Annotated in this window: 23 protein-coding genes and 1 pseudogene; 11 read left to right on the forward strand and 13 right to left on the reverse strand. The window is 68.9% G+C overall.

Going from position 1 to position 26,960, the window contains the following annotated elements:
* Positions 1 to 2: 2 nt before the first annotated feature.
* Complete coding sequence (locus FFS49_RS32295) at positions 3 to 467, reverse strand: Lrp/AsnC family transcriptional regulator (protein ID WP_006481526.1); 465 nt, start codon at positions 465 to 467, stop codon at positions 3 to 5.
* A gap of 255 nt (positions 468 to 722) precedes the next feature.
* Here FFS49_RS32295 and FFS49_RS32300 point away from each other — a divergent pair, with 255 nt between their 5' ends.
* On the forward strand, positions 723 to 1,274 hold the full coding sequence (locus FFS49_RS32300) for a Spy/CpxP family protein refolding chaperone (protein ID WP_071334530.1): 552 nt from the start codon (positions 723 to 725) through the stop codon (positions 1,272 to 1,274).
* Positions 1,275 to 1,409: 135 nt separating this feature from the next.
* Positions 1,410 to 1,841, forward strand: a complete 432-nt coding sequence (locus tag FFS49_RS32305; protein ID WP_105816626.1) for a PGDYG domain-containing protein — start codon at positions 1,410 to 1,412, stop codon at positions 1,839 to 1,841.
* Between the two features lie 33 nt (positions 1,842 to 1,874).
* On the opposite strand, the gene FFS49_RS32310 is transcribed toward FFS49_RS32305, so the two are convergent.
* The 8 genes from FFS49_RS32310 to FFS49_RS32345 form a co-directional block, all read right to left on the reverse strand.
* Positions 1,875 to 2,237: a DUF3022 domain-containing protein gene (locus FFS49_RS32310; protein ID WP_039357935.1), complete on the reverse strand. Its 363-nt coding sequence runs from the start codon at positions 2,235 to 2,237 to the stop codon at positions 1,875 to 1,877.
* Positions 2,238 to 2,250: 13 nt separating this feature from the next.
* Positions 2,251 to 3,039 carry a YhfC family glutamic-type intramembrane protease gene (locus FFS49_RS32315; protein ID WP_071334532.1) on the reverse strand — a complete coding sequence of 263 codons (789 nt, stop codon included), beginning with the start codon at positions 3,037 to 3,039 and terminating at the stop codon, positions 2,251 to 2,253.
* Between the two features lie 54 nt (positions 3,040 to 3,093).
* Positions 3,094 to 4,137, reverse strand: a complete 1,044-nt coding sequence (locus tag FFS49_RS32320; protein WP_105816627.1) for a LacI family DNA-binding transcriptional regulator — start codon at positions 4,135 to 4,137, stop codon at positions 3,094 to 3,096.
* Between the two features lie 474 nt (positions 4,138 to 4,611).
* Entirely contained in the window at positions 4,612 to 5,577 is a 966-nt protein-coding gene (locus FFS49_RS32325) for an NAD(P)-dependent oxidoreductase (RefSeq protein WP_105816667.1), read from the reverse strand.
* Positions 5,578 to 5,582: 5 nt separating this feature from the next.
* The gene (locus FFS49_RS32330) at positions 5,583 to 6,863 is read right to left on the reverse strand and encodes an MFS transporter (RefSeq protein WP_071334535.1); all 1,281 of its coding nucleotides are present in this window, start codon (positions 6,861 to 6,863) and stop codon (positions 5,583 to 5,585) included.
* 260 nt (positions 6,864 to 7,123) lie between these two features.
* On the reverse strand, positions 7,124 to 8,116 hold the full coding sequence (locus FFS49_RS32335) for a sugar kinase (protein ID WP_039358016.1): 993 nt from the start codon (positions 8,114 to 8,116) through the stop codon (positions 7,124 to 7,126).
* Between the two features lie 28 nt (positions 8,117 to 8,144).
* Entirely contained in the window at positions 8,145 to 8,909 is a 765-nt protein-coding gene (locus FFS49_RS32340; protein WP_105816629.1) for a TIM barrel protein, read from the reverse strand.
* 160 nt (positions 8,910 to 9,069) lie between these two features.
* Positions 9,070 to 9,963 carry a LysR family transcriptional regulator gene (locus tag FFS49_RS32345; protein WP_105816630.1) on the reverse strand — a complete coding sequence of 298 codons (894 nt, stop codon included), beginning with the start codon at positions 9,961 to 9,963 and terminating at the stop codon, positions 9,070 to 9,072.
* 112 nt (positions 9,964 to 10,075) lie between these two features.
* Between FFS49_RS32345 and FFS49_RS32350 the strand changes: the two genes are divergently transcribed.
* Both FFS49_RS32350 and FFS49_RS32360 read left to right on the forward strand, forming a co-directional pair.
* Positions 10,076 to 11,143, forward strand: coding sequence for a YeiH family protein (locus FFS49_RS32350; RefSeq protein ID WP_105816631.1), 1,068 nt, complete (start codon positions 10,076 to 10,078; stop codon positions 11,141 to 11,143).
* A gap of 103 nt (positions 11,144 to 11,246) precedes the next feature.
* On the forward strand, positions 11,247 to 12,980 hold the full coding sequence (locus FFS49_RS32360; protein ID WP_198108020.1) for a ClcB-like voltage-gated chloride channel protein: 1,734 nt from the start codon (positions 11,247 to 11,249) through the stop codon (positions 12,978 to 12,980).
* A gap of 57 nt (positions 12,981 to 13,037) precedes the next feature.
* On the opposite strand, the gene FFS49_RS32365 is transcribed toward FFS49_RS32360, so the two are convergent.
* Positions 13,038 to 13,658: a TetR/AcrR family transcriptional regulator gene (locus FFS49_RS32365; RefSeq protein WP_071334539.1), complete on the reverse strand. Its 621-nt coding sequence runs from the start codon at positions 13,656 to 13,658 to the stop codon at positions 13,038 to 13,040.
* Between the two features lie 186 nt (positions 13,659 to 13,844).
* Between FFS49_RS32365 and FFS49_RS32370 the strand changes: the two genes are divergently transcribed.
* From FFS49_RS32370 to FFS49_RS32385, 4 genes are all read left to right on the forward strand, one after another.
* Positions 13,845 to 14,954, forward strand: coding sequence for an efflux RND transporter periplasmic adaptor subunit (locus FFS49_RS32370; RefSeq protein ID WP_105816633.1), 1,110 nt, complete (start codon positions 13,845 to 13,847; stop codon positions 14,952 to 14,954).
* Entirely contained in the window at positions 14,951 to 18,097 is a 3,147-nt protein-coding gene (locus FFS49_RS32375; RefSeq protein ID WP_105816634.1) for an efflux RND transporter permease subunit, read from the forward strand. Before FFS49_RS32370 ends, FFS49_RS32375 begins: the two co-directional genes overlap by 4 nt.
* Before the next feature lie 2 nt (positions 18,098 to 18,099).
* Positions 18,100 to 19,665 (forward strand): efflux transporter outer membrane subunit, encoded by a 1,566-nt coding sequence (locus FFS49_RS32380; protein WP_105816635.1) that lies wholly within the window; start codon positions 18,100 to 18,102, stop codon positions 19,663 to 19,665.
* 118 nt (positions 19,666 to 19,783) lie between these two features.
* Positions 19,784 to 20,812: a MerR family transcriptional regulator gene (locus tag FFS49_RS32385; protein ID WP_105816636.1), complete on the forward strand. Its 1,029-nt coding sequence runs from the start codon at positions 19,784 to 19,786 to the stop codon at positions 20,810 to 20,812.
* 122 nt (positions 20,813 to 20,934) lie between these two features.
* Here the strand turns inward: FFS49_RS32385 and FFS49_RS32390 are convergent, their stop codons facing one another.
* A complete protein-coding gene (locus FFS49_RS32390; RefSeq protein WP_105816668.1) occupies positions 20,935 to 21,459 on the reverse strand; it encodes a M949_RS01915 family surface polysaccharide biosynthesis protein in 525 nt (174 codons plus the stop codon).
* A gap of 79 nt (positions 21,460 to 21,538) precedes the next feature.
* Positions 21,539 to 22,936, reverse strand: coding sequence for a sigma 54-interacting transcriptional regulator (locus tag FFS49_RS32395; RefSeq protein WP_105816637.1), 1,398 nt, complete (start codon positions 22,934 to 22,936; stop codon positions 21,539 to 21,541).
* 248 nt (positions 22,937 to 23,184) lie between these two features.
* Here FFS49_RS32395 and FFS49_RS32400 point away from each other — a divergent pair, with 248 nt between their 5' ends.
* From FFS49_RS32400 to FFS49_RS32410, 3 genes are read left to right on the forward strand one after another with little or no spacing between them, the layout of a single operon-like run.
* Entirely contained in the window at positions 23,185 to 24,069 is an 885-nt protein-coding gene (locus tag FFS49_RS32400; protein WP_105816638.1) for an MBL fold metallo-hydrolase, read from the forward strand.
* Positions 24,070 to 24,103: 34 nt separating this feature from the next.
* Positions 24,104 to 25,771, forward strand: a complete 1,668-nt coding sequence (locus FFS49_RS32405; protein ID WP_105816639.1) for a bifunctional protein tyrosine phosphatase family protein/NAD(P)/FAD-dependent oxidoreductase — start codon at positions 24,104 to 24,106, stop codon at positions 25,769 to 25,771.
* Between the two features lie 18 nt (positions 25,772 to 25,789).
* A complete protein-coding gene (locus FFS49_RS32410; RefSeq protein ID WP_137909936.1) occupies positions 25,790 to 26,596 on the forward strand; it encodes a sulfite exporter TauE/SafE family protein in 807 nt (268 codons plus the stop codon).
* 178 nt (positions 26,597 to 26,774) lie between these two features.
* Here FFS49_RS32410 and FFS49_RS32415 read toward each other — a convergent pair.
* Positions 26,775 to 26,960: pseudogene (locus FFS49_RS32415) on the reverse strand (putrescine ABC transporter permease PotI); the annotation flags it as partial.

The raw sequence follows: 26,960 nt of genomic DNA on the forward strand, positions 1-26,960 counted from the left end.
CGTCAGCCGCCGATCGTCCCGCGATCGATCTTGCGCGACAGGATGATCGACGTCGTCGTGCGTTCGACGCCTTCGAGCGTGCCGATCTGGTCGAGCAGGTCGTTGAGCCGTTCGGGCGAATCGGCGCGCAGCCACGCGACGTAGTCGTACTCGCCGCTCACCGCGCACAGCAGCTGCACCTCGGGCATCCGGTCGAGCTTGCGCAACACGTCCTTGCCGAACTTCGGCGTGAGGATGATGCCGACGTACGCATAAATGCTCGCATCGAGCACATCCTGTCCGAGCCGGACGCTGTAGCCGGCGATCACGTTGGTGCGTTCGAGCCGCGCGATGCGGGCGACGACCGTCGTGCGCGCGACGTCGAGCTGGCGCGCGAGATCCGCGACGCTGGCGCGCGCATCGGCCTGCAGCAGCGCGACCAGTTGCCGGTCGAGATCGTCGAGTTGGTCGAGGCGGGGTGGACGCATGAGGCTGGGCCGGGGCACGACGCGCCGGCTGAGTGAAAGGTGACGCGATGATAGCGCCGAACGCCGGCCCGCCCAAACGCCATCGCCCGGGCCCGGGTCGAACCTTTCAATTTCGATTCGTATCGGATGTAAGCAAGTGTCGCATTCACTGCTGCGCTGCACGCAACGTGCTACTAATACCGGGCGACGCGAGAAGCGCGCTTGCGGCAGTTGCCGCCGCGCCCGCTCGCAAGACACCACCCCGGAGAGCCAACCATGAAGAAAATCTCGCTCACCCTCGCTACGCTCGCCGTTGCAGCCAGCGCGTTCGCGCAAACCCCGGCGCAGCCGCAGGCGCCCGCCCAGGCCCCCGCCACGACGGCCGCGGCGTCGGCCCCGAGCGCCGAGCAGCGCGAGGCGCGCCACGAAGCGCGCGTCGAGCAGCGCATCAAGTACCTGCACGACCAGTTGAAGATCACGTCGGCGCAGGAACCGCAGTGGAAGACGTTCGCGGACACGATGCGCGACAACGGCGACACGATGGGCCGCCTCTATCGCGAACGGATGGCGAAGCACGACGTCTCCGCACTCGACGACATGAAGCAGTACGCGGAACTGTCACAGGCGAACGCCGACGGCGCGAAGAAGCTCGCCGACGCCTTCGCGCCGCTCTACGAGAGCTTCCCGGCCGACCAGAAGGCGCTGGCCGACACGACGTTCCGCAGCTGGCTGCACCACGGCGGCGAGCACCGCGGCAAGGGCAAGACGAAGGGCAAGGACGGCAAGGCGGCAGCCGCGCCGGCCGCCAGCGCACCCGCGCAACCCTGACGCCCGCCCTGCCGGCGCCGTACCGCCCGTGCGGGGCGAACGGCGCCGCGCCGCTCCAGGCGACCGGCGCGTCACACGGCGCGCCGGATTCGGGATAAGCTCCCGGCTTTTACAGCTTTCCCGCCCCTCCCCGCCATGCTCGAACTCAAGCACCTCGACCTGCACACTGATCCGCAGGCCCGTCGCGTCGTCAAGGACGAAACCGTCGCCGTTGCCTTCGCGGAGGTCGACGGCGAACTGATGAGCCTCGAGGGCCCGAACCGCTATGTGGCGGGCGACGCGCTGATCACGGGCTCGACCGGCGACCGCTGGGTCGTGTCACGTGCGCGCTTCGACGCCAAATACCTGCCCGCCGATCCGGCACTCGCACACGGCGCACCGGGCGCCTACCGGAACCGGCCGGCCGTCGTGCTCGCCCGCCGGATGGACGAGCCGTTCACGATCGCCCGCTCGGAAAACGGCGACACGCTGCGTGGCGTCGCCGGCGACTGGGTGATGCAGTACGCGCCCGGCGACTACGGTGTCGTGCAGGCGCAGCGCTTCGCGCAGGTGTACCGCGACGCGTAATGCAGCGCGCCGGCATGGCGCCGGCGCGAACGGTCACGCAAAGTCTTCGTCGAGTACGAGTTCCGCGTCGCGCTCGACGGCCTCGCCGGCCGCGTGACGCTCCTCGAGCGACCCGAGCATCGCTTCCGTATACGCATGCAGCACCGCATGGCTGCGTGCCCGTTGCATCGGCTTGAGCGCCAGGTAGCGCGCGAGCGCGGCCGGCACGATCCGGATATCGAGCGTCATCCGCTTCGGCGTCGAGCCGAAACGCATCGCGAGCCACTGCACGGACAGGAACCGCCCGCGCGCGTCGCTGCTTTCGGCGAAACGCGTCTGCTCCGGAAAGAGATCGCAGATCACGCGTGCGAGCGCGTCAAATTCCGCGCTCTGGCATTCGATCAGATAGTCATCCATCCCGTCTCTCCCGTCAGGCTGCCGATTGCGACGGCCGGCATGCCTTCACCAGCACGACGACCAGGATCGCGGCGAGCACGAAATACGCGGCCTCGACCCAGCCGGCCGGCAGCACGCGCACCTGATACAGCAATGCCGGTGCGGCCGCGAGCGCATGCAGCACGATCGCGAGCGGCAACACGCCCGCGCGGCCGGCGCGCACGCCGCGCCAGACCAGCACCGACAACGCGAGCTGCAGCACGAATGCCGCGCAGCGTTCGAGCAGCAACAGCAGCATCGACTGCGCCGACAGCGTCGCGAGCATCACGTGCAGGCGCACGACGGTATCGCCCGGCAGGTCGGCGAGCTGCGTCTCGAGCTGTCCGCGGCTCGCGAGCCACGCGAGATACGACCACTGGCCCCATACGAGTACGCCGATGAACCATGCTTCGGCGCCCCCGTGACCGATCCCGTAGCCGATTCCGCGGCTGTCGCCGGCCGACGGGCCGTAGCGGCGGCTCAGGAAACGCATCCCGAGATAGCGGCCGGCTTCCTCGAATACGGCAGTCGCGAGCGCGCTGTACGCGACGAACGTGAGCGGCTGCGTAAGCCAGCCATCCGGAGGCGTCTGGCTCAGCACGAGCCCGTGGAACGCACGCTCGAGGATCATCGCAAACAGCGTGAAGACGGCCACGCCGACGATCGTGTCGCGGCGGTTCAGCGCCAGCGGCTTGCGCAGGAGTCGGTAGAGGACGAGCGGCAGGAGCGCGATGATCAGCGTGGCGGCGATCAGCACCGCCAGCGTGACGGGGGCGACAGTCATGTATTTCCTTGTTCGGGGCAGCGCACCTGACGCGCTGCGTGCCCCGAATGATACTCAGCTTGCGGTCGACGCGCGCGCAACCAGCTCGCCCGGCAGCAGCGAGACGCGTACGTCGCCCGCCGCGCCGTCGATCCGCTCGTGCACGAATTCGACGGCCTTGTAGCCGATTTCGTAGGTCGGCTGACGAATCGTCGTGATCCCGATCAGCTCGGCCCATTCCGGATCGTCGATCGACAGCAGCGCCGCCTGCTGCTGCCATGCGGTGCCGAAACGCGCGCGCAGGTGGCGCGCAATCGCGAGTGCGACCGGCGCGTTCGCGGCGAACAGCGCCGCGCGCACGCCGCGCCGTGCCGCGTCGTCGATGCGAACATCGATGTCGGCCAGCGCCGCCGTGACCGCGTCGGGCGCGTTCAGGTCAAGCACGACCGTCGACGGCACCGTCAGCCCGCGCGCCGCCAGCGCCGTGCGGAACGCGGCCTCGCGCAGGCGCCGCGAGCTGACGCGCTCGAACGGCTGCACGACGAAATGGATCGCGTCGAAACCGTGTTCGACCAGGTGCGCGAGCGCCGTCTCGATCGCGTCGGCGTTGTCGAGGCCGATCAGGTCGGCCTCGAAGCCTTCGACCGTGCGGTCGACGAGCACGGCCGGGATGCCGGCGCCGCGCAGCGGGCGCAGCACGTCCTCGTCGGCGCCGAGCGCGTTGACGATCAGCCCTTCGACGCGGTAGGTCGTGAGCAGCTGCAGGAAGCGGCGCTCCATCTCGACTTCGTTCGCCGCGTGACAGATCAGCGGCATGTAGCCGAGTGCATGGCACGCGGCCTCGACGCCCTGCAGCACTTCGACGGTATAGGGATTGGTCAGGTCGGCCGCGAGCATGCCGAGCAGGCGGTTGCGGCCACGCTTGAGCCCGCGCGCCATCTGGTTCGGCCGGTAGTTGAGCCGCGCGATGGCCGCTTCGATCCGCTGGCGCAGATCGGTGGACAGCACGTGCGTCTCGCCGTTCAGGTAGCGCGACACACTGGTCTTGCCGGTGCCGGCCTCGCGCGCGACATCGCTGATCGTCGCCGGACGCGTCGTGGTTGGTTGCGAATCGGTCACTGTGGTGCCTCGCGACGTGCGATCCGCGCCGCTTCGTGAGCAGACGGACCTTTGTTGTTGGAAACGTAAGCCACCCGGTGGAATCTCCTGTCGACCCACGTTAGCGCTTCAGCGCTTACGTGGGTCCCATGCTTCGCGGTCGACCCACGTTAGCGCTTTAGCGCTTACGCTGGTCCCATGCTTCGCGGTCGACCAGCGCAGCCCTTCACCGCTTACGCCGATCCCCTGCTTCGCGATGGTCAGCGCCGGCGCGTCGGCACCCGCCCCGGTCACCTGCAAAAGCAGTCGGCCGCACCGGACCTGGCGCGGATACCCGTCGCGAAATGCCGCCGGCAGCATTGCCGGGTTGTCGATGCGACGCGCGGGCGATCATAACGCAGCCAGCCGTCCGGCACCAAGACCATCGACTCTAACGAAGCCGCCCCCCCCGCCGGCCGGACATCGGCCCGGGGTCGCTCCATTCCCTGCCGCGGCTCACGCACGCGCGAGCGCATCCGGATTGACGAGATTCGTGCGCAGCGTGCCGGCCAGCGCGCCGACCAGGTTTTCCGCGGCACAGCGCGCCATCGCATGGCGCGTCTCGTGCGTCGCCGAGCCGATATGCGGCAGCGCGACGACGTTCTTCATCTGCAGCAGCGGGGAATCCGCCGCCAGCGGCTCCTTCTCGAACACGTCGAGCCCCGCGCCGCGGATCGTGCCCGCGCGCAGCGCATCGATCAGCGCGGCTTCGTCGACTACCGGCCCGCGCGATGCGTTGATCAGGATCGCACCGCGCTTCATCTTCGCGAATTCGGCCGCACCGATCAGGTGGTGCGTTTCCGGCGACAGCGGCACCTGCAGGCACACGAAATCCGATTGCGCGAGCAGTTCGTCGAGCGTCACGCGCCGCGCGCCGTACTGGGTCTCGGCTTCCTCATGCGCGGATCGGTTCGCGTACAGCACCTGCATCCGGAAGCCGAGCGCCGCTCGGCGCGCGACCGCGCCGCCGATCCGCCCGAGCCCGACGATGCCGAGCGTCTTGCCCTGCACGTCGGTGCCGTACAGGTCGGGGCCGATGCTGCGATGCCAGTGCCCGGCCTTCACCCACTCGGCCAGTTCGACCACGCGTCGCGCGGACGCGAGGATCAGCGAAAACACCGTATCGGCGGTCGACTCGGTCAGCACGTCCGGCGTATGCGCGAGCACGATCCCGCGCCGCGTGAGATCCGCGACGTCGAAGTTGTCGTAGCCCACCGAGATCGTCGACCACGCCTTCAGCCGCGGTGCGCGGTCGAGCATCTGCGGCGTGACCTTCAGGCTCGCGCCGATCGCGCCGTCCGCGTCGCCGAGCGCATCGGCAAGGGCGGCGGCGCCGTCGGCCTGCACGACGTCCGCATGCTCGCGAAGGTACGCGAGGACGTCATCGGGCAGCGGCTTGTACGCGACGATACGGGGCTTCATCTGATTCATTTTCCTTGCAGCGGCGTCGCGAGCGGATGCGCATCGCGCGCCTGGGGTTTGACGGACAGCGTGAGGATCACCGCGGCGACGAGCGCGGCGCTCATGAACGCGTACGACGCGACGGGCGAGCCGGTCGCACCGTTCAGGTAGCCGACGAAGTACGAGCCGACGAACGACCCGAGCGCGCCCATGCTGTTGATCAGCGCCATCGCCCCACCGGCGACGTTCTTCGGCAGCAGTTCCGGCACGATCGCGAAGAACGGGCCGTACGGCGCGTACATCGCGGCGCCTGCCACGACCAGCAGCGCATACGAGATCCAGAAGTGCGACGAGCCGAGTGCATACGATGCGGCGAACGCAGCCGCGCCGATCAGCAGGAACGGCCACACGAAACCGCGGCGGGAGCCGACCTTGTCGGACGCCCACGACGCGGCAATCATCGCGATCGTCGCGGCGAGATACGGCAGCGCCGACAGCCAGCCGGTCGCGACCATCCCGAGGTCGGAGCCGTTCTTGACGATCGACGGCAGCCACAGCACGAAGCCGTACACGCCGATGCTCCAGCAGAAATACTGTGCGCACAGCTTGATCACGGCCGGCGAGCGGAACGCTTCGCCATAGTTGCGCACGGGCTTGATCGCGGCCTGCTCGGCCGCGAGCGCGGCGTCGAGGTCGCGTTTTTCCTGCGCGTTGAGCCACGGCGAATCGGCCGGCTTGTCCTGCACGAGGAACCACCAGCACACGGCCCAGAGGACGGCCGGCACGCCTTCGGCGATGAACATGTGGCGCCAGCCGAATTCGTGCACGAGATAGCCCGACACGATCGACATCCACAGCACGGTGACCGGGTTGCCGAGGATCAGGAACGTGTTCGCGCGCGAGCGTTCGTTCTTCGTGAACCAGTTGCTGATGTAGATCAGCATCGCCGGCATCACGGCCGCCTCGACGACGCCGAGCACGAAGCGGATCGCCATCAGCGACGGGATGTTGCTGACCACGCCCGTGAGCGCCGCGCAGGCACCCCACAGGATGAGGCTGACGAACACGAGCTTCTTCACGCTGCGGCGTTCCGCATAGATTGCGCCGGGAATCTGGAAGAAGAAGTAGCCGAGGAAGAACAGCGCGCCGATCAGCGACGACAGGCCCTTGCTGATCCCGAGGTCCTGGTTGATCCCGGCCGCGGCCGCGAACCCGTAGTTCGCGCGGTCGAGATAGGCGAGGCTGTACGTGATGAAGACGATCGGCATGATCGTCCACCAGCGGCGGGCAGCGAGAGTATTGGCCATCAGAATGTCTCCTGTGTCGATCCAAGTTAGCGCTTTAGCGCTTACTTGGATCCCATGCTTCGCGGTCGATCCAAGTTACGCTTTAGCGCTTACCTGGATCCCATGCTTCGCGGTCGGCCGAAGTCGGCGCTTCAGCGCTTACTCCGGCTCCATGCTCCACAATCGACCGGAACAAACGCTTCAGCGCCCGTCCCGGCCCCGTACCTTGCCGTGCGCATGCACGACGAAATGAGTCCGCGGATTGTGCCGTGTCCGGCCTCTCATTGCGCGGTGAAGGTTTCCTCTAAGCGATCGGTGCGATTGCTGACGTTTTCGAATCGATCGAGCGCGGCGCGGGTCGGCAGTCCTTCCGAGTCGCCGATCACCTGGATCGCGAGCGCGCCGATCCGGTTGCCGCGCGCCACCGCCTGCTCGATCGTCTTGCCCTCCAGCAGCGCGCTGACCACGCCGACCGCGAAGCCGTCGCCCGCGCCGACCGTGTCGACGACGTTCTGCACGCGCTCGCCCGTCACCGTTCCGTCACGGCCGTCGGCCGTCCGGTAGTACGCGCCCTCGGCGCCGAGCTTGATCACGACACCGCGCGCGCCCTGCGCAAGATAGAAGGCCGCGATGTCGGCCGGCGTGTCGCGCCCGGTCAGTTGCCGCCCTTCGGCAATCCCCGGCAGCACCCAGTCCGCGAGCGACGCGAGCGCGTTCAGCGTCTTCGCCATCACGTCGGCGGACGGCCACAGCGTCGGGCGCAGGTTCGGGTCGAACGAGATCGTCTTGCCGGCCGCGCGCATTTCGCGCGCGAGCTTGAACGCGAGCTCGCACGATGTCGCGGAGATCGCCGGCGCGACGCCCGTCAGGTGCAGGTGGCGCGCGCCGAGCACGTAGTCGGCCACGTAGTCGTCGCACGACAGGTGGCTCGCGGCCGAGCCCTTGCGGAAATATTCGACGGTCGGGTCGCTGCCGTCGTCGTTGCGCGACTTCAGCTGGAAGCCGGTCGGATAACGCGGATCGACGGTCACGCACGACGCGTCGATGCCCTCGCGCGCCAGCGTGTCGAGCACGTAGCCGCCGAACGAATCGCGGCCGACGCGGCTCATCCAGCCGACCCGGAAACCGAGCCGCGACAGGCCGATCGCGACGTTCAGGTCGGCGCCCGCGACCCGCTTCGTGAACTGCGTCGCGTGCGCGAGATGGCCGGGCTCGGTCGCGACGAACATCGCCATCGCTTCGCCGTAGGTCACCACATCGAGTGCTGCTTTCATGAATGAACTCTCCAGGATCCTTCCGCCGTCACGCAGCGGCGAGCCACGCAACGCGCCGGCATGCATCGCCCGCCAGGTCGGCCGCATCGAACGGGAATTCGATGCCGCGCGGCGCGTGTTGCGGCAGCACCGCGAGCACGCCGGTCACGAGCGGATCGTTCGGGGCCGGCGCGGTCGCGAAACGGCGCGCGCCCTCGCCCGCCACCGCCTTGCAATGAATGTATTCCACATGCGGCGCGAGCAGTTGTGCGCAATCAAGCGGCGCTTCGCCCGGCCACTGCCAGTTGCCGATGTCGAAGGTCATGCCGAGCGCATCGTGCATGCCCGCCGCGGCCAGTGCGTCGAACAGCCCGCGGAACTGCGCGAGCGCGCCGCCGACCGGAAGCTGGCCGTTCTCGACCACCACGCGGGCCCGCGCGCCGCGCGACAGCGCGACGATATCGGCCGCGTGCGCGTCGCCGGCAAAGCCGCCGAGCTGGAATTTCACGAAGCGCGCGCCGAGCGCGTCGGCTTCGGCGAGCGCGCTGCGCAATGCGTCCGCATCGAGCGCGCCCGTTTCCGTGTACAGGTTGGCCGGCGTCGAGAAGACCGACCACAGACCGTGGCTGGCCAGCTGCGCGCCGAGCGTCGCCAGCGCGCCGGGCGCGGCGTCCTGTTCCGACGCGAACAGCTCGCGCCGCACCTCGAAGCCGGTCGCACCGGATGCCGCCGCGGTCGCGATGAATGCACTGTGGCCCTCCTGACGCACGCGGTCCATCCCGAATGCGCTCGCCACGATCACGATGTCTGCCATTTTGCCCTTTTTCACCGAAATGGAACCGGTTCCATTTGCTTGAGACGGATGGTGCGCCTCGCTTCAGACCCACGCCATAGAGGAAATCCCTAAGACGGTGCACGGCGGGAACGCGCACCCGACGGCCCGCATCGCGCGTTCCCGAGCCGGGTTCGCCCGCTCAGGCGATGTCGTGCGCGAGGCTCATCTCGAGGAACTGGGCGGCGACCCGCGAAGGCGCGCCTCCGTGCGGCACGAGAATGGAAAAGTGACGGGTGAGCGGCGTGGGCGCGAGCGAGCGCAGCACGAGCGCGGCATCGTCGTGACGCAGCGACATCGCGGACACGAATCCGACGCCCATCCCGGCCCGCACTGCTTCCTTCACGGCTTCGACGCCCGCGATCTCGAACGCGACGCGCATCGGCGCCGCGCCTTGCGCGAACGCGCGTTCGACGAGTTGCCGCACGGCGGAGCCCGCCTCGCGCAGCACGAGCGGATGGGCCGCCAGCGCGTCAAGCGTGACCCCCGAAGCGTAATCCGGCTCGGCGAGCGGATGCCCGGTCGGCACGATCGCCACGATCTCGTCCTCGCGCCACGCATGCACCGCGGTGCCCGGCGGCAGTGCCTCGCCGGGCGGCCCTTCGATCATCGCGATATCGAGCGACGGCAGTGCCGCGACCACGTCGGCGGTGTTGCCGCTCATCGTCTGGATCGCCACGCGCGGCGCGCGCGGCTGGAACGCCGCAATCAGGTACGGCAACAGGTAACTCGCGGGCGTCGTGCTCGCGCCGATGCGCAGCGTGCCGGCCTCGAGGCCGCGTACCGCGTCACGAAACGCACGCGCCTGCGCAAATGTGTCGCGCTGCGCCTTCGCGTACTGCGCGAGCTGTTCGCCCACCGGGGTCAGGCGGATGCCGCGGCCTTCCCGCTGGTACAGCGGCTCGCCGAACTCGTCCTGCAGCAGCCGCAACTGGCCCGACACGGCAGGCTGCGACAGATGCAGCGCCACGGCGGCGCGGCTGATGTTCAGGTGCTCGGCGACGGCGGCGAACGTTATCAGTTGATCCGGGGTCATGGGGATGAATTATCGGCTTTCCGGATAGTTTACGTCACAAATCACAATTTTTCATATCGATATAACGAAATTAGGATTACACCATCGCAACACGCTCCATCACGGTGCTTCCATGTCCACTGCTCCGACTCCCCATCTCAGCCACGCCGCGCCGTCGATGCGCGGCCAGTTGAACGGCGTGCTGTTCGTCGCGCTGTTCGCCGCCGCCGTCACGAGCCTGTCCCGGCTTCCCGCGATCGCGGGGCTCGGCCTGTCGCCGCTGATCGTCGGCATCGTCGCCGGCGCCTTGTACGGCAACGCGCTGCGCGACGGCATGCCGGCCAGCTGGGCGGCCGGCGTCAATTTCTCCGCGCGCAAGCTGCTGCGCATCGCGGTCGCGTTCTTCGGGTTGCGGGTGAGCCTGCAGGAAATCGCGCAGGTCGGGCTGCCGGGCCTGACGGTGTCGGTACTGGTCGTCGTCAGCACGCTCGTGATCGGCACCTGGGCCGGCATGAAGCTCATGAAGCTCGATCGCGATTCCGCGCTGCTGACCGCCGCCGGCAGCGCGATCTGCGGCGCGGCCGCCGTGCTCGCATTCGAATCGACGCTGCAGTCGAAGCCGCACCAGAGCGCGATGGCCGTGGGCAGCGTCGTGCTGTTCGGCACGCTGTCGATGTTCCTGTATCCGATCGCGTATCACGCCGGGCTGCTGAACCTCGATCCGGCCGGCCTCGGCCTGTTCTTCGGCGGCACGATCCACGAAGTCGCGCAGGTGGTCGGCGCGGCGAGCGACATCAGCCCGCAGGTCGCGCACATCGCGACGATCGTCAAGATGACCCGCGTGATGCTGCTGGTTCCGGTGCTGTTGGTGCTCGGCTGGTGGCTGGCCCGCTCGGCACGCGCCACCGCCGGCGGCGCGCAAGGCAAGCGCAAGGTGGCCGTGCCCTGGTTCGCACTCGGCTTCCTCGGCTTCGTGATCGTCAATTCGCTGAACGTGCTGCCCACCGACGTCACCCACACGCTGAACGTGCTCGACACCTTCGCGCTGACGATGGCCATGACCGCGCTCGGCATCGAAACCCGCGTCGCGCAGATCCGTGCGGCCGGCCCCCGGGCGCTGGTGACCGGCCTGATCCTGTACGTGTGGCTGATCGCCGGCGGCTACGGGATCACCTGGGCCGTGCAGCACTGGCTTGGCTGAGTTGCCCGCCCGTGACACTTCGCGCGCCGCGCCCGACGGGAGAGTCCCGCGGGCGCGGCGCAGTGCTATGCTTCGCGTCGTTTTCCATCGCCCTCTTTCAGCCGTGCTCTCGTTCCTGCTGAAGCTGCGCACTCGCGCCCAAACGCTGTTCCGCCTGTCGGACGCCCATACGATGCTGATCTGGTCGGCCATCGTCGGCGTCGGCGGCGCCTTTGCCACGATGGCGTTTCGCGAAGGCATCGACCTGATGCAGCACCTGATCTCCGGGCAAAGCGGCAGCTTCGTGCAGATGGCCAAGCGCCTGCCGTGGTACGTGCGGTTCTGGATGCCGGCCGCGGGCGGCTTCCTCGCCGGCTGCGTGCTGCTGCTTGCCACCCGCGGCGACAAGCAGGCCGCCAAGACCGACTACATGGAATCGGTCGCGCTCGGCAACGGCATCGTGCCGGTCCGCCAGAGCCTGTGGCGCAGCGCGTCGTCGCTGCTGACGATCGGCAGCGGCGGCTCGATCGGCCGCGAAGGCCCGATGGTGCAGCTCGCGGCGCTCGCCGCGTCGCTCGTCGGCCGCTTCGTGCACTTCGACCCGCCGCGCCTGCGCCTGCTGGTCGCCTGCGGGGCGGCCGCCGGCATCACGTCCGCGTACAACGCGCCGATCGCCGGCGCCTTCTTCGTGTCGGAGATCGTGCTCGGCGGCATCGCCATGGAAAGTCTCGGGCCGATGATCGTCTCGTCGGTCGTCGCGAACATCGTGATGCGCGAATTTGCCGGCTACCGGCCGCCGTACGAGATGCCGGTGTTTCCGGCCGTCACCGGCCCCGAAGTGCTGCTGTTCGTCGTGCTCGGCGCGCTGTGCGGCGTGCTCGCACCGCAGTTCCTGCACCTGCTCGATGCATCGAAGAACCAGTTCAAGCGGCTGCCCGTGCCGCTGCCCGTGCGGCTCGCGCTCGGCGGCCTCGTCGTCGGCGTGATCTCGGTATGGGTGCCGGCCGTGTGGGGCAACGGCTACAGCGTGGTGAACCTCATCCTCCACTCGCCGTGGACCTGGCAGGCACTCGTCGCGGTGCTCGTGTTCAAGGTGATCGCGACCTCCGCCACCGTCGGCTCCGGCGCGATCGGCGGGGTATTCACGCCGACGCTGTTCGTCGGCGCGGTGTTCGGCTCGCTGTTCGGGCTCGCGATGCAAGCCGTGTGGCCCGGCCATACGTCGGCGTACTTCGCGTACGCGATCGTCGGGATGGGCGCGTTCCTGACGGGCGCCACGCAGGCGCCGCTGATGGCGATCCTGATGATCTTCGAGATGACGCTCAGCTACCAGGTGGTGCTGCCGCTGCTGGTGTCCTGCGTATTCGCGTACTTCGTCGCGCGCGCGACCGGCACGACGTCGATGTACGAGATCACGCTGCACCACCACCAGGATGCAGAGGAACGCAGCCGGATCCGCACCACGCAGATGCGCGAGCTGATCCAGCCCGCACAGACGGTCGTGCCGCTCACCGCGAGCGTCGCCGACATGACGCGCGTATTCCTCGAATATCCGGTGAAGTATCTGTACGTGACCGACGACGCCGGGCGCTTTCGCGGCGCGGTCGCGCTGAAGGACATCACGTCGGACCTGCTCGACAAGCGCGACACGACCGACAAGACGGCCGCGCACTACGCGCACACGCCGTTTCCGCTCCTCACGCCCGACATGCCGCTCGCCACCGCGCTCGAACGCTTCATGGCGTTCCAGGGCGAACGCCTGCCGGTGATCGAAAGCGAAGCCGAGCCGACGCTCGCCGGGGTCGTCTACAAGACGTCGCTGCTCGATGCGTACCGGCGGATGACCGGCCAGCGCTGACCGGGCGCCTCGCCGCCGGCAGCACGAGCGTGGCTCGACGCCAGGGCCAGGGCCCGCTCAGTCCGGCGCGCGCCCGAGCACCACGCGCGCGAAGAACCCCGCGAGCACCGACTCGGCCGCCTCGGCCGACACGTGCTGCGGATCGGCCGTGTAATACGACTGCACACCATCGCACAGGCACATCAGCCCAAACGCAAGCGTCTCCGCCGGCAGCAGCAGCGGCGTGCCCGCACGCTCGGCGAAGCGCCGGATGAACTCGGCCATCTGCAGGCGCTTGCCGTGCAGGAACTGGTTGAAGCGCACGCGGAACTTCGCGTCGCGCGCGGCCTGCAGCTTCGCCTCGCCCCACAGCAGCGAATATTCGTCGTCGTGGAACAGCGTCCGGTAATACGCGAGCGCCATCGACTCCATCTGCTCGCGCGATCCGCCGCCGTCGAAAATCGCCTGGAAATCGGCCTGCACCGCCGCGTGGTCGCGCTCCAGCAACGCCAGCAACAGGTCGGACTTGCTGCTGAAATTCGAATAGAACGCGCCACGCGTATAACCGGCCGCCGCCGCGATGTCCTCGACGCTGGCGGCGACATAGCCTTTCTTCAGAAAAATACCGTGCGCGGCAATCAGCAGACGTTCGCGCGTCTGGTCCCTGCTTTGCTCGCGAGTTAAGCGCTGAGGTTTCATGGCGCGCAGTCTAGCACCCTTTACCTTACGGATTCATCTTTGCATTCAGATACAGGTGTGTATTAGAATTCGCCACAGTTTCTGAAAGATGGTGTCCGCACGCCCGTGCCGGCGCCGCTCGGGGCAAGCGCCCTCCGCGCTTGCCGGCTTCGTTCCGCTCTCGCTCTCACCTCATCTGGGGGTTTCGTGAATCGCTCCGGTTCCCGCGTCGCGCTGCTGGTCGGCGCCGCGCTCGTCCTCGCCGCCTGTCATCCGAAAGAATCCGCGCCGCCCGCCCCGCGCCCCGTCGTCGCGCTGCCCGCTCATGCCGACGGCGCTGCCGTCGCACGCACGTTGCCCGGCGAGATCCAGCCGCGCTACGCCACCCCGTTGTCGTTCCGCATCGCCGGCAAGATCATCGAGCGCAAGGTGCGCCTCGGCGATACGGTCAAGGCCGGCCAGGTCGTCGCGCTGCTCGATCCGTCCGACGTCGAGAAAAATGCCGCGAGCGCACAGGCGCAACTCGATGCCGCGACGCACAGCCTCGCGTTCGCGAAGCAGCAGCTCGACCGCGATCGCGCTCAGGCGCACGAGAACCTGATTTCGACCGCGCAGCTCGAGCAGACCGAGAACAGCTATACGTCGGCGCTCGCGCAACGCGACCAGGCGCAGCAACAGCTCGCGCTCGCGAAAAACCAGCTCCGCTACGCGACGCTCGTTGCCGACCACGCGGGCACCATCACCGCCGAACAGGCCGATACCGGCCAGAACGTGTCGGCCGGGCAGGCCGTCTACCAGCTCGCGTGGTCCGGCGACGTCGACGTCGTCAGCGACGTGCCCGAGGCCGCGCTCGCGTCGCTCACGCCCGGTCACACGGCGAACGTCACGCTGCCGTCGCTGCCCGGCCGCCAGTTCGCCGCGAAGGTCCGCGAAATCGCACCGGCCGCCGATCCGCAAAGCCGCACGTATCGCGTGAAGCTCACCCTCACCGCACCCGACGCGGCGATCCGGCTCGGGATGACGGCCAGCGTCGCGTTCGACGGCGCACCGGCCACCGGCGACACGCAGCCAATCACGCTGCCCGCGACCGCGCTGTTCCACGACGGCCAGCAGCCGGCCGTGTGGGTCGTGCGCGCGAAGGACGACACGCTCGAGCTGCGCCGCGTCGACGTCGCGCGCTTCAACGAGCGCACGGTGACGGTGTCGCACGGGCTGCAGCCCGGCGAACGCGTGGTGCTGCAGGGTGTGCACACGGTCAGCGCGGGCGAGAAGGTGCGCGCGATCGCGCCGCTGCATCCGGAGGACTTCGCATCGTGAGCGTTTCCTACGAAGAAGGCCGCTTCAACCTGTCGGCGTGGGCGCTGCGCCACCAGGCGCTGGTCGTCTACCTGATCGCGCTCGCGACGCTCGCGGGCATCCTTGCGTACACCCGCCTCGCGCAATCCGAGGACCCGCCGTTCACGTTCCGCGTGATGGTGATCCGCACGTTCTGGCCCGGCGCGACCGCGCGGCAGGTGCAGGAGCAAGTGACCGACCGGATCGGCCGCAAGCTGCAGGAAACGCCGGCCATCGACTTCCTGCGCAGCTATTCGCGCCCCGGCGAATCGCTGATCTTCTTCACGATGAAGGATTCGGCGCCCGTGAAGGACGTGCCGGAGACCTGGTACCAGATCCGCAAGAAGGTCGGCGACATCGGCTATACGCTTCCGCCCGGCGTGCAGGGCCCGTTCTTCAACGACGAATTCGGCGACGTCTACACCAACATCTGGACACTCGAAGGCGACGGCTTCACGCCCGCGCAGCTTCACGACTACGCGGACCAGCTGCGCACCGTGCTGCTGCGCGTGCCGGGTGTCGGCAAGGTCGACTATTTCGGCGACCCCGGCGAGCGGATCTTCATCGAGGTCGACAACGCGCAGCTCACGCGCCTCGGCATCTCGCCGCAGCAACTCGGGCAAGCGATCAACGCGCAGAACGACATCTCGTCGGCCGGCACGCTGACGACCGCCGACGATCGCGTGTTCGTGCGGCCGAGCGGCCAGTTCGACAACGTCGACGCGATCGCCGGCACGTTGATCCGCATCAACGGCCGCACGTTCCGGCTCGGCGATCTCGCGACGGTGAAGCGCGGCTACGACGATCCTCAAGTCACGCAGATGCGAGCGAACGGCAAAGCCGTGCTCGGCATCGGCGTCACGATGCAGCCGGGCGGCGACGTGATCCGGCTCGGCAAGGCGCTCGACGCGGAATCGAAGGACCTGCAGGCGCAACTGCCGGCCGGCCTCAAGCTGACGCTGGTATCGAGCATGCCGCATGCGGTCGCGCATTCGGTCGACGACTTCCTCGAAGCCGTCGCGGAAGCCGTCGCGATCGTGCTGGTCGTGAGCCTCGTGTCGCTCGGCCTGCGCACCGGGATGGTGGTCGTGATCTCGATTCCGGTCGTGCTCGCGGTCACCGCCCTCTTCATGTACCTGTTCGACATCGGGCTGCACAAGGTGTCGCTCGGCACGCTCGTGCTCGCGCTCGGGCTGCTCGTCGACGATGCGATCATCGCGGTCGAGATGATGGCCGTAAAGCTCGAACAGGGTTACACCCGTGCACGCGCCGCCGCGTTCGCCTATACGAGCACCGCGTTCCCGATGCTGACGGGCACGCTCGTCACCGTGTCGGGCTTCCTGCCGATCGCGCTCGCGAAATCGAGCACCGGCGAATACACGCGCTCGATCTTCGAGGTGTCTGCGATCGCACTGATCGCGTCGTGGTTCGCGGCGGTCGTGCTGATCCCGCTGCTCGGCTTCCACCTGCTGCCCGAGCGCAAGCGGCAGGCACATGAGGCGCACCTGCCCGACGACCACGAGCACGACATCTACGACACGCGTTTCTACCGGCGGCTGCGCGGCTGGATCGACTGGTGCATCGAACGGCGCTTCGTCGTGCTGCTGATCACGGGCGCGCTTTTCGTCGTCGCGCTGATGGGCTTCACGCTCGTGCCGCAACAGTTCTTCCCGAGTTCCGATCGCCCCGAGCTGCTGGTCGATCTGCGGCTGCCGGAAGGCGCATCGTTCGCGGCGACGCTGCGCGAGACCGAACGGCTCGAGAAGGTGATCGACAAGCGCCCCGAGATCGATCATTCGGTGAACTTCGTCGGCAGCGGCGCGCCGCGCTTCTACCTGCCGCTCGACCAGCAGCTTCAGTTGCCGAACTTCGCGCAGTTCGTGATCACCGCGAAATCGGTGAAGGACCGCGAAAAGCTCGCGGCCTGGCTCGAAACCACGTTGCGCGAGCAGTTCCCGGCCGTGCGCTCGCGGCTGTCGCGGCTCGAGAACGGCCCGCCGGTCGGCTATCCGGTGCAGTTCCGCGTGAGCGGCGACAGCATCGCGACGGTCCGCTCGATCGCCGAGAAAGTCGCGGCGACGATGCGCGGCGACGCGCGCACGGTCAACGTGCAGTTCGACTGGGACGAGCCGGCCGAGCGCTCGGTGCGCTTCGAGATCGACCAGAAGAAGGCGCGCGAGCTGAACGTCACGTCGCAGGACGTGTCGAGCTTCCTCGCGATGACGCTGTCCGGCACGACCGTCACGCAGTACCGCGAGCGCGACAAGCTGATCGCGGTCGACCTGCGCGCGCCGCGGGCGGATCGTGTCGATCCGGAGAAGCTCGCCGGCCTCGCGCTGCCGACCCCGAACGGCCCGGTGCCGCTCGGCTCGCTCGGCCGCTTCAAGCCGACGCTCGAATACGGCGTCGTGTGGGAGCGCGACCGCCAGCCCACCATCACCGTGCAGTCGGACGTGCGCGCCGGCGCGCAGGGCATCGACGTCACGCATGCGGTCGATGCGAAGCTGAACGACTTGCGCGCACAGTTGCCGGTCGGCTATCAGATCAACATCGGCGGCTCGGTCGAGGAAAGCGCGAAGGCGCAGAAGTCGATCAACGCGCAGATGCCGCTGATGGCGATCGCCGTGTTCACGCTGCTGATGATCCAGCTGCAGAGCTTCTCGCGCGTGCTGATGGTCGTGCTGACCGCGCCGCTCGGGCTGATCGGCGTGGTCGCCACGCTGCTGCTGTTCGGTCAGCCGTTCGGCTTCGTCGCGATGCTCGGCGTGATCGCGATGTTCGGGATCATCATGCGCAACTCGGTGATCCTCGTCGACCAGATCGAGCAGGACATCGCGGTCGGCCACCGTCGCATCGACGCGATCATCGGCGCGACCGTGCGGCGGTTCCGCCCGATCACGCTGACGGCTGCGGCCGCCGTGCTCGCGCTGATCCCGCTGCTGCGCTCGAACTTCTTCGGGCCGATGGCGACCGCGCTGATGGGCGGCATCACGAGCGCGACCGTCCTGACGCTGTTCTACCTGCCCGCGCTGTATGCGACGTGGTTCCGCGTGAAGCGCGACGAACGCGACCCGCAGGACGGCCCGCAGCCTGGCGGCACGCCTGCCGCGCCGTCAGGAGCCTGACCATGGATCGATCGATGAACCTGAAAACACAAGCCGTGCGGGCACTCGCGGTGGCGAGCCTCGCCGGCCCGCTCGCGGGCTGCGCGTGGTTCGCGCCGAGCGGCGAGCCGCCCGCGATGCCGTCGCCCGCGCACTACGGCGCCACACCGCAAGTCCAGCAGACCGTGTCCGCGCAAGGCGTCACGCAGCAGTTCGAAGTCGGGGCAAAACCGGTGCCCGACTGGTGGAAGCAGTACCGCTCCGACGCACTGAACGCGCTCGTCGACGAAGGGCTGCGCAACAGCCCGACGCTGAGCGCCGCATCCCACTCGCTCGATGCCGCGCGTGAACAGTTGCGCGGGCAGATCGGCAGCTCGATGCTGCCTTCGATCGATGCGGGTGGCCAGGCGTCGCGCCAGCGCGCACTCGGCGTGCCGATTCCCGCTCTCGGCGACTCGACGCTGCTGTACGACTCGTTCGTCGGGCAACTGCAGGCGAGCTACACGATCGACCTGTTCGGCGCGTCGCGTTTCGCGAACCGTGCGCTGGCGCGACGCGTCGACGTCAGCGCGTTCCAGCTCGAATCCGCACGGCGCGCGCTGGCCGCGAATATCGTCACCGCGTCGATCACGGTGTCGGTGCTGAATGCGCAGATCAATACGACCGAGCGGCTCGTCGCGCTCGCCAACGACCAGGCGCACGATGCCGAACGCCGCTACGCACTCGGCTCCGCGTCGCGCAGCGACGCGCTGAACGCGCGGCAAAGCGCCGACACGTTCGCGGCGAGCCTGCCCGCACTGCGCCTGCAGCGCGACTCGGCGCGCCATGCGCTCGCGGTGCTGGTCGGCCGCACGCCCGACCAGCCGCCGGCCGATCTCACGCTTGCCGACCTGCACCTGCCCGAGCAAGTGCCCGTCGTCGTGCCGTCGGACCTGCTGCAAAGCCGCCCGGACATCCAGGCGGCCGACGCCGGGCTGAAGGCGGCCGCGGCCGAAGTGGGCCTCGCGACCGCGCAGATGTTCCCGCAGTTGTCGCTGTCGGCCGCGATGGGCAAAGGCGGCTTCAGCTGGCCGACGATGCTGTCGGGTGCCGGCGCGATCTGGAACGTCGGCGCGTCGCTGAGCCAGCCGATCTTCCATGGCGGCGCGCTGCTCGCGCAGCGCCGCGCGGCGAAGGCGACCTACGAGGCCGCCGTCGACCAGTACAAGCAGGCCGTGCTCGGCGCGTTCCAGAACGTCGCCGATTCGCTCGCGGCGCTCGAGCACGACGCGGAGGCGCTCGACGCGTCGTCCCGCGCCGCGCTGTCCGCGCGCGGCGCGTACGACGACGCGGCGGCCCGCGTGCGGCTCGGCGCGCTGCCGCCGTCGGCCGCGCGCGCGAGCGAGCTGCAGTATCGCAACGCGCGGCTCGACGAGATCCGCGCGACCGGCGCGCGGTTCGCGGATACCGCGCGGCTTTACCAGGCGATGGGCACGCCGCCGGTCGACCAAACCGGCCAGCCCGGCAAGACCGACAAGTCGGCCGACGCGTCCGCTGCCGGCCAGCAGGCGCGCGCCGCCGGCGCCGACACCCCGCCTTCGCCGCAATAAGCCGGCCCTGCCATCGGGTGCGCGGCATCCCGCCGCGCACCCGATTCCCGATCTTCCGCTTGACCCTCACGTAGCGTAACGTTCGAGACTCCAGTGTGCGACCCGAATGGAGGAACGAATGCGACTGAAAGTGGGAGAACTGGCGAAACGCAGCGGGCTGACCGTCCGCACGCTTCATCACTATCACGCGATCGGTCTGCTGACGCCTTCGGCGCGCGCCGACAACGGCTACCGGCTGTACGACCGCCACGACATCGCCCGGCTCCACCAGATCCAGGCGCTGCGTCGCTTCGGCCTGTCGCTCACCGAAATCGGCGACCACCTGAACCAGCCCGACACCCCGCTCGTCGAGATCGTCGCGAAGCAGATCGCGCTGCTCGACCGTCAGCTCGCGCAGACCGCGCAGCTGCGCGAGCGGCTCGTGAACCTGCATGCGCAGCTTGCCGCGGGCGCGGAGCCGGAGCTGGCCGATTGGCTCACCACACTGGAGTTGATGACCGTGTACGACAAATACTTTTCCGAGGAAGAACTCGCGCGCCTGCCGATGTACCAGAAGAGCCAGGCGGGCGACGCCGAATGGATCGCGCTCGTCGACGAGGTGCGTGCGCTGCACGACGCGGGCGTGCCCGCCGAGGACGAACGCGCGCGTGCGCTCGCCGCCCGCTGGATGGCGCTGCTCGTGCGCGACACGAACAACGATCCGCGGCTGCTGGCGAAGCTGAACCTGATGCACGAACACGAACCGGCGATGCAGTCGAAGATCGGCATTTCGACCGCGCTGCGCGACTATGTGCTGCGCGCGTCGGCGGAAACCAAGATGCGGATCTTCGAGAAGTATCTCGCGCCGGACGAGATCCGCTTCATGCGCGCGCACTACGATGAAAGCGCGATGGCATGGCCGCAACTGATGGGCGACGTGCGCGATGCGATCGATGCGGGCGCCAGGCCGGATTCACCGGAAGGCCGCGCGCTCGCGCAGCGCTGGCTCACGCTGTTCTGCAGCTATGCCGGCACCGATCCGGCCACGCACGCGAAATTCCGCCAGGCGATGATGAACGAGCCGTCGCTGACGAAGGATTCGTGGATCGACGACACGTTGATCGGCTTCGTGCGGGACGCGATGGCGCAGCTTGCGCCTGCGCGATGAACCCGTTGAGCGCGTTGAGCGCATGACGGTGCGGGCGGCAGGCGGGTTTTCTGCCTGCCGCCCGTCACCATTGACAACCCGCATCACCGTGCCCGTACCGCACGCAACGGCCGTGCATCCGCCTAGTCGTTGCGCACGCTGATCCCGCGCCAGCGCTTCGTCATGTAACGCAGAAACGCGGGCTGCGCCTTCAGGTCCGCGTTCGGCACGGGCGCCGCGCCGCCATCGACGAACTTGCCGTTGACCGTCACGGTTTCCTCGCCGCGCAGCACGTATTTCGTGCCCGCGTCGATCAGGAAATACTTGACCTGATCGGCGCTCACGTCGCCGCGGCAACCGATCCTGTACGCGAACAGGAACTGCTTGCGGCCGTTGCTGAGCAAGTCGCGCATTTCGATCGACGCGGGCACGACGTCGAGGATCACGTCGACCGGGCATGCCTTCACGAAATCCCGCACCGTCCAGTCGGGCCGGCCGTCGAGCGTCGCGGCGACCTTGAGCTCGACGTCGTCGCCGGACGTGGTTCTGGCGAGCGTCACCGCGTGCGCGCCGGCCGCATCGGTCCACGTGTAGTCTGCGGCGTGCGCCGGGTCGGCCAGCGCTGCGACGGCAAGCACCAGGCCATGCGAAAGGACATGTCTTTTCATCGGAAACGGGACAAGGACATCGAACGCGCCATTATCGGCAAAGCCGCTCTTCGCCGCCAGCCGCGCGCAGCATGCGCGCTCAGCCCTCGCGCGTGCCAAGCCCGAGCGCCTTCATTCGCCGGTACAACGTCCGCTCGCTCATCCCGACCTGCTCGGCGAGCGCCTTGCGCGTGCCGTCGAATGTGCGCGCGATGCGCACGAGCTCCGCGTCCGACACGCCGCGCACACCAGCCGCCCCCTCCTGCTGCACCGCCGATGCGACAACCAGCTCGGCCGGCAGGTGCTCGATCCGGATCGTCCCGTCATCCGCGAACAGGCACGCGCGTTCGAGCACGTTGCGCAGCTCGCGGATGTTGCCCGGCCACGCGTACGCATCGAGACACGCGAGCGCCCGCTCGGTCAGCACGAACGGGCGGGCCGCGAACGGCCGCGCGCCCGCGTCGCCCGCGCTGGCGCGCGCGTTCGCGATTCGCCGCAGGATCGACTCGGCCAGCAGCGCGACGTCCCCGCGCCGCTCGCGCAGCGCCGGCAACGGAATCGGAAACGCGTTGATCCGGTAGTAAAGGTCCTGCCGGAAACGGCCGTCGTCGATCATCTCGCGCAGCGGCTTGTGCGTGGCCGCGACCAGCCGGAAATCCGCGCGCAGCGCCTCGACGCCGCCGACGCGGCGGAACGTGCCCGACTCGATCAGCCGCAGCAGCTTCACCTGCATCGGCAGCGGCACGTCGCCGATCTCGTCGAGGAACAGCGTGCCGCCCTGCGCGGTTTCGACGAGGCCCGGCTTGCGCTGGTTCGCGCCCGTGAACGCGCCCTTCTCGTAACCGAACAGTTCGCTCTCGAACAGCGTCTCGGCGATCCCCGAACAATCGACGACGACGAACGGCCCCATCGCGCGGTCGCTCGCCTCGTGCAGCGCGCGGGCGAACAACTCCTTGCCGGTGCCCGATTCGCCGAGCAGCAGCACCGGCAGCATCGAGGGCGCGACGCGCTGCAATGCGCCGAGCGCCGCGTTGAACGCATCGGCGCCGCCGACGAGCCCTTCCGCGCTCGGTTGCGCGGATGCGCTGCGCACCGTCTTCAGGCGCTCGACATAGGCGATCACGTTGCCGCCGGCATCGAAGATCGGCCGCAATTCGACATCGACATGCTCGGGGCCGCGCGGCGTGTGGTGGATGTGCAGCACGCGGTTCAGCCCGCGCGATCCGAGCGCCTGCTTCATCGGGCAATGCTCGCCCGCCTGGTCGCACGGCACGTCGTAGTGATGGGAGACCTGGAAGCAGTGCCGGCCCACGTGCTCGACGCCTGCGACGCCGAACTGGCGCCGGTACGCATCGTTCGCCGCGAGGATGCGGTAGTCGGGATCGACGACGATCATTGGCTGCGGATCCTGCTCGAGATACGCGACGAGCGCGCGCACGTCGGGCATGGCGTCGTGGCGCGGCGCGGGGACGATCGGGATGGTGTCGTGCGGATTCATGCGGACGCTCGGTGAAGGGCAGCCCGACGAACTGCCAGGCAGACTGCCAATTCTGCCATGACACTGCCAGATGTGGCAGTCCGCGTCGGCGACCGGATGCCTCCGACGCCCGCGCATCACGGCGGCCGCACCGAAAATCCGAGCGGAATCAAGTCCCTGGCAGATCGGCTGGGGCCGCGCTGCAACCTGGCACGCTTCTTGAGTTACAGATCCCGATTGCACTTGCAGAACCCGATCGAGGACACCCCGTGAGCCATGCCACCACGCTGTCGGTCGAAGGCTTTTTCGACCCGGCGACCCACACCGTCAGCTATCTGCTGCTCGATACCGCGAGCCGCGCGTGCGCGCTGATCGACAGCGTGCTCGACTACGACCCCAAATCCGGCCGCACGAGCACGGCCAGCGCCGACCGGCTGATCGCCCGTGTCGCCGAGCTCGGCGCCGACGTGCACTGGCTGCTGGAAACCCATGTGCACGCCGACCACCTGTCGGCCGCGCCGTACCTGAAGGAACACGTCGGCGGACAGATCGCGATCGGTTCGCACGTGCGCCGCGTGCAGCACGTGTTCGGCACGCTGTTCAACGCAGGCCCCGGCTTCGCGCAGGACGGCCGCCAGTTCGACCGGCTGCTCGACGACGGCGACACGCTCGCGCTCGGCGCGCTGACGATCCGCGCGCTGCACACGCCGGGCCACACGCCGGCGTGCATGACCTACTGCGTCGACGACGCGACGCAACGCGCGGCATTCGTCGGCGACACGCTCTTCATGCCCGACTACGGCACGGCCCGCTGCGACTTCCCCGGCGGCGACGCGCGCACGCTGTACCGCTCGATCGCGCGCGTGCTCGGCCTGCCGCCCGACACGCGCCTGTACCTGTGCCACGACTATCAGCCGGGCGGCCGCGACGTGCAGTTCGAGACGACCGTGGCCGAGCAGCGCCGCGCGAACGTGCACGTGAAGGACGGCGTGACCGAGGACGATTTCGTCGCGATGCGCACCGCGCGCGACGCCACGCTCGCGATGCCCGTGCTGATGCTGCCGTCCGTGCAGGTCAACATGCGCGCCGGCCACCTGCCCGAGCCCGAAGACAACGGCGTGCGCTACCTGAAGATCCCGCTCGACGCGATCTGAGCGACACGCCCCGCCCCATCCGGAGAACCCCGACATGACCATCCGCAAGCTGACTGACACGCTGTCGGTCTCGCCGCAGATCGCGGCGGCCGACCTGCCCGCGCTTCACGCGGCCGGCATTCGCGCGATCATCTGCAACCGCCCCGACGGCGAAGGCCCCGACCAGCCGACCGTCACCGAGATCCGCGCGGCCGCCGCGCCGCTCGGCATCGACGTGCATTACCTGCCGGTCGATACCGGCAAGGTGACCGACGACCAGGCCGCGCAGTTCGGCGCGCTCGTCGCGTCGCTCGACGGCCCGGTGCTCGTGTACTGCCGCAGCGGGACGCGCTCGGCCACGCTGTGGGCGCTGTCGCAAGCCGGCCTGCGTCCGCTGAACGACATCGTCGCGACGGCCCGCGCAGCCGGCTACGACCTGCGCGCGCTCGCGTCGCGGGTCGTGCAAGGCGGCAGGCAGGCGGCGCCGGCCGTCGACGCGCGGCACGACATCGTGATCGTCGGTGCGGGCGCGGCCGGCATCGCGGTCGCGTCGAGCCTGCTCTCGCGCGATGCGTCGCTCGACATCGCGGTGATCGATCCGGCCGACGTCCACTACTACCAGCCGGGCTGGACGATGGTCGGCGCGGGCGTGTTCCAGCCCGGGACCACTGCGCGCCGGATGACCGACGTGCTGCCGCGCGGCGTGCAGCACATCCAGGCCGCCGTCGCGGGCTTCGAGCCCGACGCGCACACGGTCGTGCTCGACGGATGCCGCCGCATCGGGTATCGCAAGCTCGTCGTGTGCCCGGGGCTCAAGCTCGACTGGCACGCGATCGAAGGCCTGGCCGACACGCTTGGCCGCAACGGTGTCACGTCGAACTACCGCTACGATCTCGCGCCGTACACGTGGGAGCTGGTCCGCGCGTTCCGCGGCGGCAACGCGCTCTTCACGCAGCCGCCGATGCCGATCAAGTGCGCGGGCGCACCGCAGAAGGCGATGTACCTGTCGTGCGACCACTGGCGGCGCGCGGGCCGCCTCGAAGCCGCGAACGTCGAGTTCCTGAATGCGGGCGCCGCGCTGTTCGGCGTCGCCGACTACGTGCCGGCGCTGATGGAATACGTGAAAAGCTACGACATCGCGCTGTCGTTCGGCCACAACCTCGTCGCGATCGACGGGCCCGCGCGCCGCGCGACATTCGCACGCGCGCTGCCGGACGGCGGCAAGCAAACCGTCGTGCGTCCGTTCGACATGATTCACGTCGTGCCGCCGCAGAAGGCGCCCGACTTCGTGCGTTCGAGCCCGCTCGCCGACACGGCCGGCTGGATCGACGTCGATCCGGCGACCCTGCGGCACAAGCAGTATCCGGACGTCTACGCGCTCGGCGACGCCACCAACACGACCAATGCGAAAACGGCCGCGGCCGCCCGCAAGCAGGCGCCCGTCGTCGCGCACAACCTGCTCGCGTCGCTCGGCCGCGCGCACGGCGACGCCGCGTACGACGGCTACGGGTCGTGCCCACTCACCGTCGAGCGCGGCAAGATCGTGCTCGCCGAATTCCTGTACGGCGGCAAGGTCGCGCCGACCTTCCCTGCGTGGCTGATCGACGGCAAGCGTCCGTCGCGGCTCGCGTGGCTGCTGAAGGAGCGCATCCTGCCGCCGCTTTACTGGAAGGCGATGCTCAAGGGCCGCGAATGGCTCGCGAAGCCCGCGATCGTGCGTTGAGCGGAGCCCGATGACGTCATGCTGATTTCCCTCGTCCTCGGTGGTTTCGTCGGCGCCGTACTCGGTCTGACCGGCGCCGGCGGCGGCATCCTCGCGGTGCCGGCGCTCGTCGTCGGCATGAGCTGGCCGATGCAGCAGGCCACGCCCGTCGCGCTCGTCGCGGTGGCCGGCAGCGCCGCCCTCGGCGCGCTCGAAGGTTTCCGCCGCGGGCTCGTGCGCTATCGCGCGGCACTGCTGATGGCCGTGGCCGGCGTGCCGCTGACCACGCTCGGCGTGCGGCTTGCGCACGTGCTGCCGCAGCGCCTGCTGCTCGCGTTGTTCGCGCTGACGATGCTGGTCGTTGCCGGCCGCCTGTTGTTGCAGTCGCTGCGGCACGCGCCGGTCGACGCGGAAGCGTCGCCGCTGTGCGTCGGCCGCATCAACCCCGATACCGGCCGGCTCGTGTGGTCCTGGCCCGTAGGCGTCGCGCTGGCATCGACCGGCGCGATGACGGGCCTGATGACGGGCTTGCTCGGCGTCGGCGGCGGCTTCGTGATCGTGCCGATGCTGCGCAAATTCACGAACGTGTCGATGCACGGCGTCGTCGCGACGTCGCTGATGGTGATCGCGCTCGTCGGCACCGGCGGCGTGTTCGCCACGCTCTTGTCCGGCACACGCGCGCCGCTCGACGTGACGCTGTGGTTCACCGTTGCGACCGCGCTCGGCATGGCCGCCGGCCGCGGCGCGTCGCGCCACCTCGCCGCGCGGCACGTGCAGGCCGGGTTCGCGGCCGTGCTCGTGTGCGTCGCGCTGGGGCTTTTGGCGAAGGCGGCGTTCGGCGCGTAAGGCGGCGCGCGACCGGGCGTGGGAATCGAACCCGCGTCCCGCCCGCGACGCCCCTCGTCCGTCGCAATCGCGTACTGACCGGCGCCGATCCACACGCAGCGCCACCAAACAAAACGCCCGGCCCGACTCGTCGTCGGCACCGGGCGTTTTTTTCACCGCAGCGATCGCAACCCGAACCTCAGGTCGCGAACCCCGCCATCCGCTTGCGTTCCTGGCGCAGCATCACGAAGTTCGCGATCACGACACCGGCCGTCACCGCGACGATGAACAGCGTCGCGAGCGCGTTCATCTCCGGGTTCAGCCCCAGCCGCACGCGCGAGAACACCACCAGCGGCAGCGTCGTCGAGCCGGGGCCCGACAGGAA

It is taken from the genome of Burkholderia sp. 4NA327C6 (assembly GCF_005502655.1).
Classification (GTDB): Bacteria; Pseudomonadota; Gammaproteobacteria; order Burkholderiales; family Burkholderiaceae; genus Burkholderia; species Burkholderia contaminans.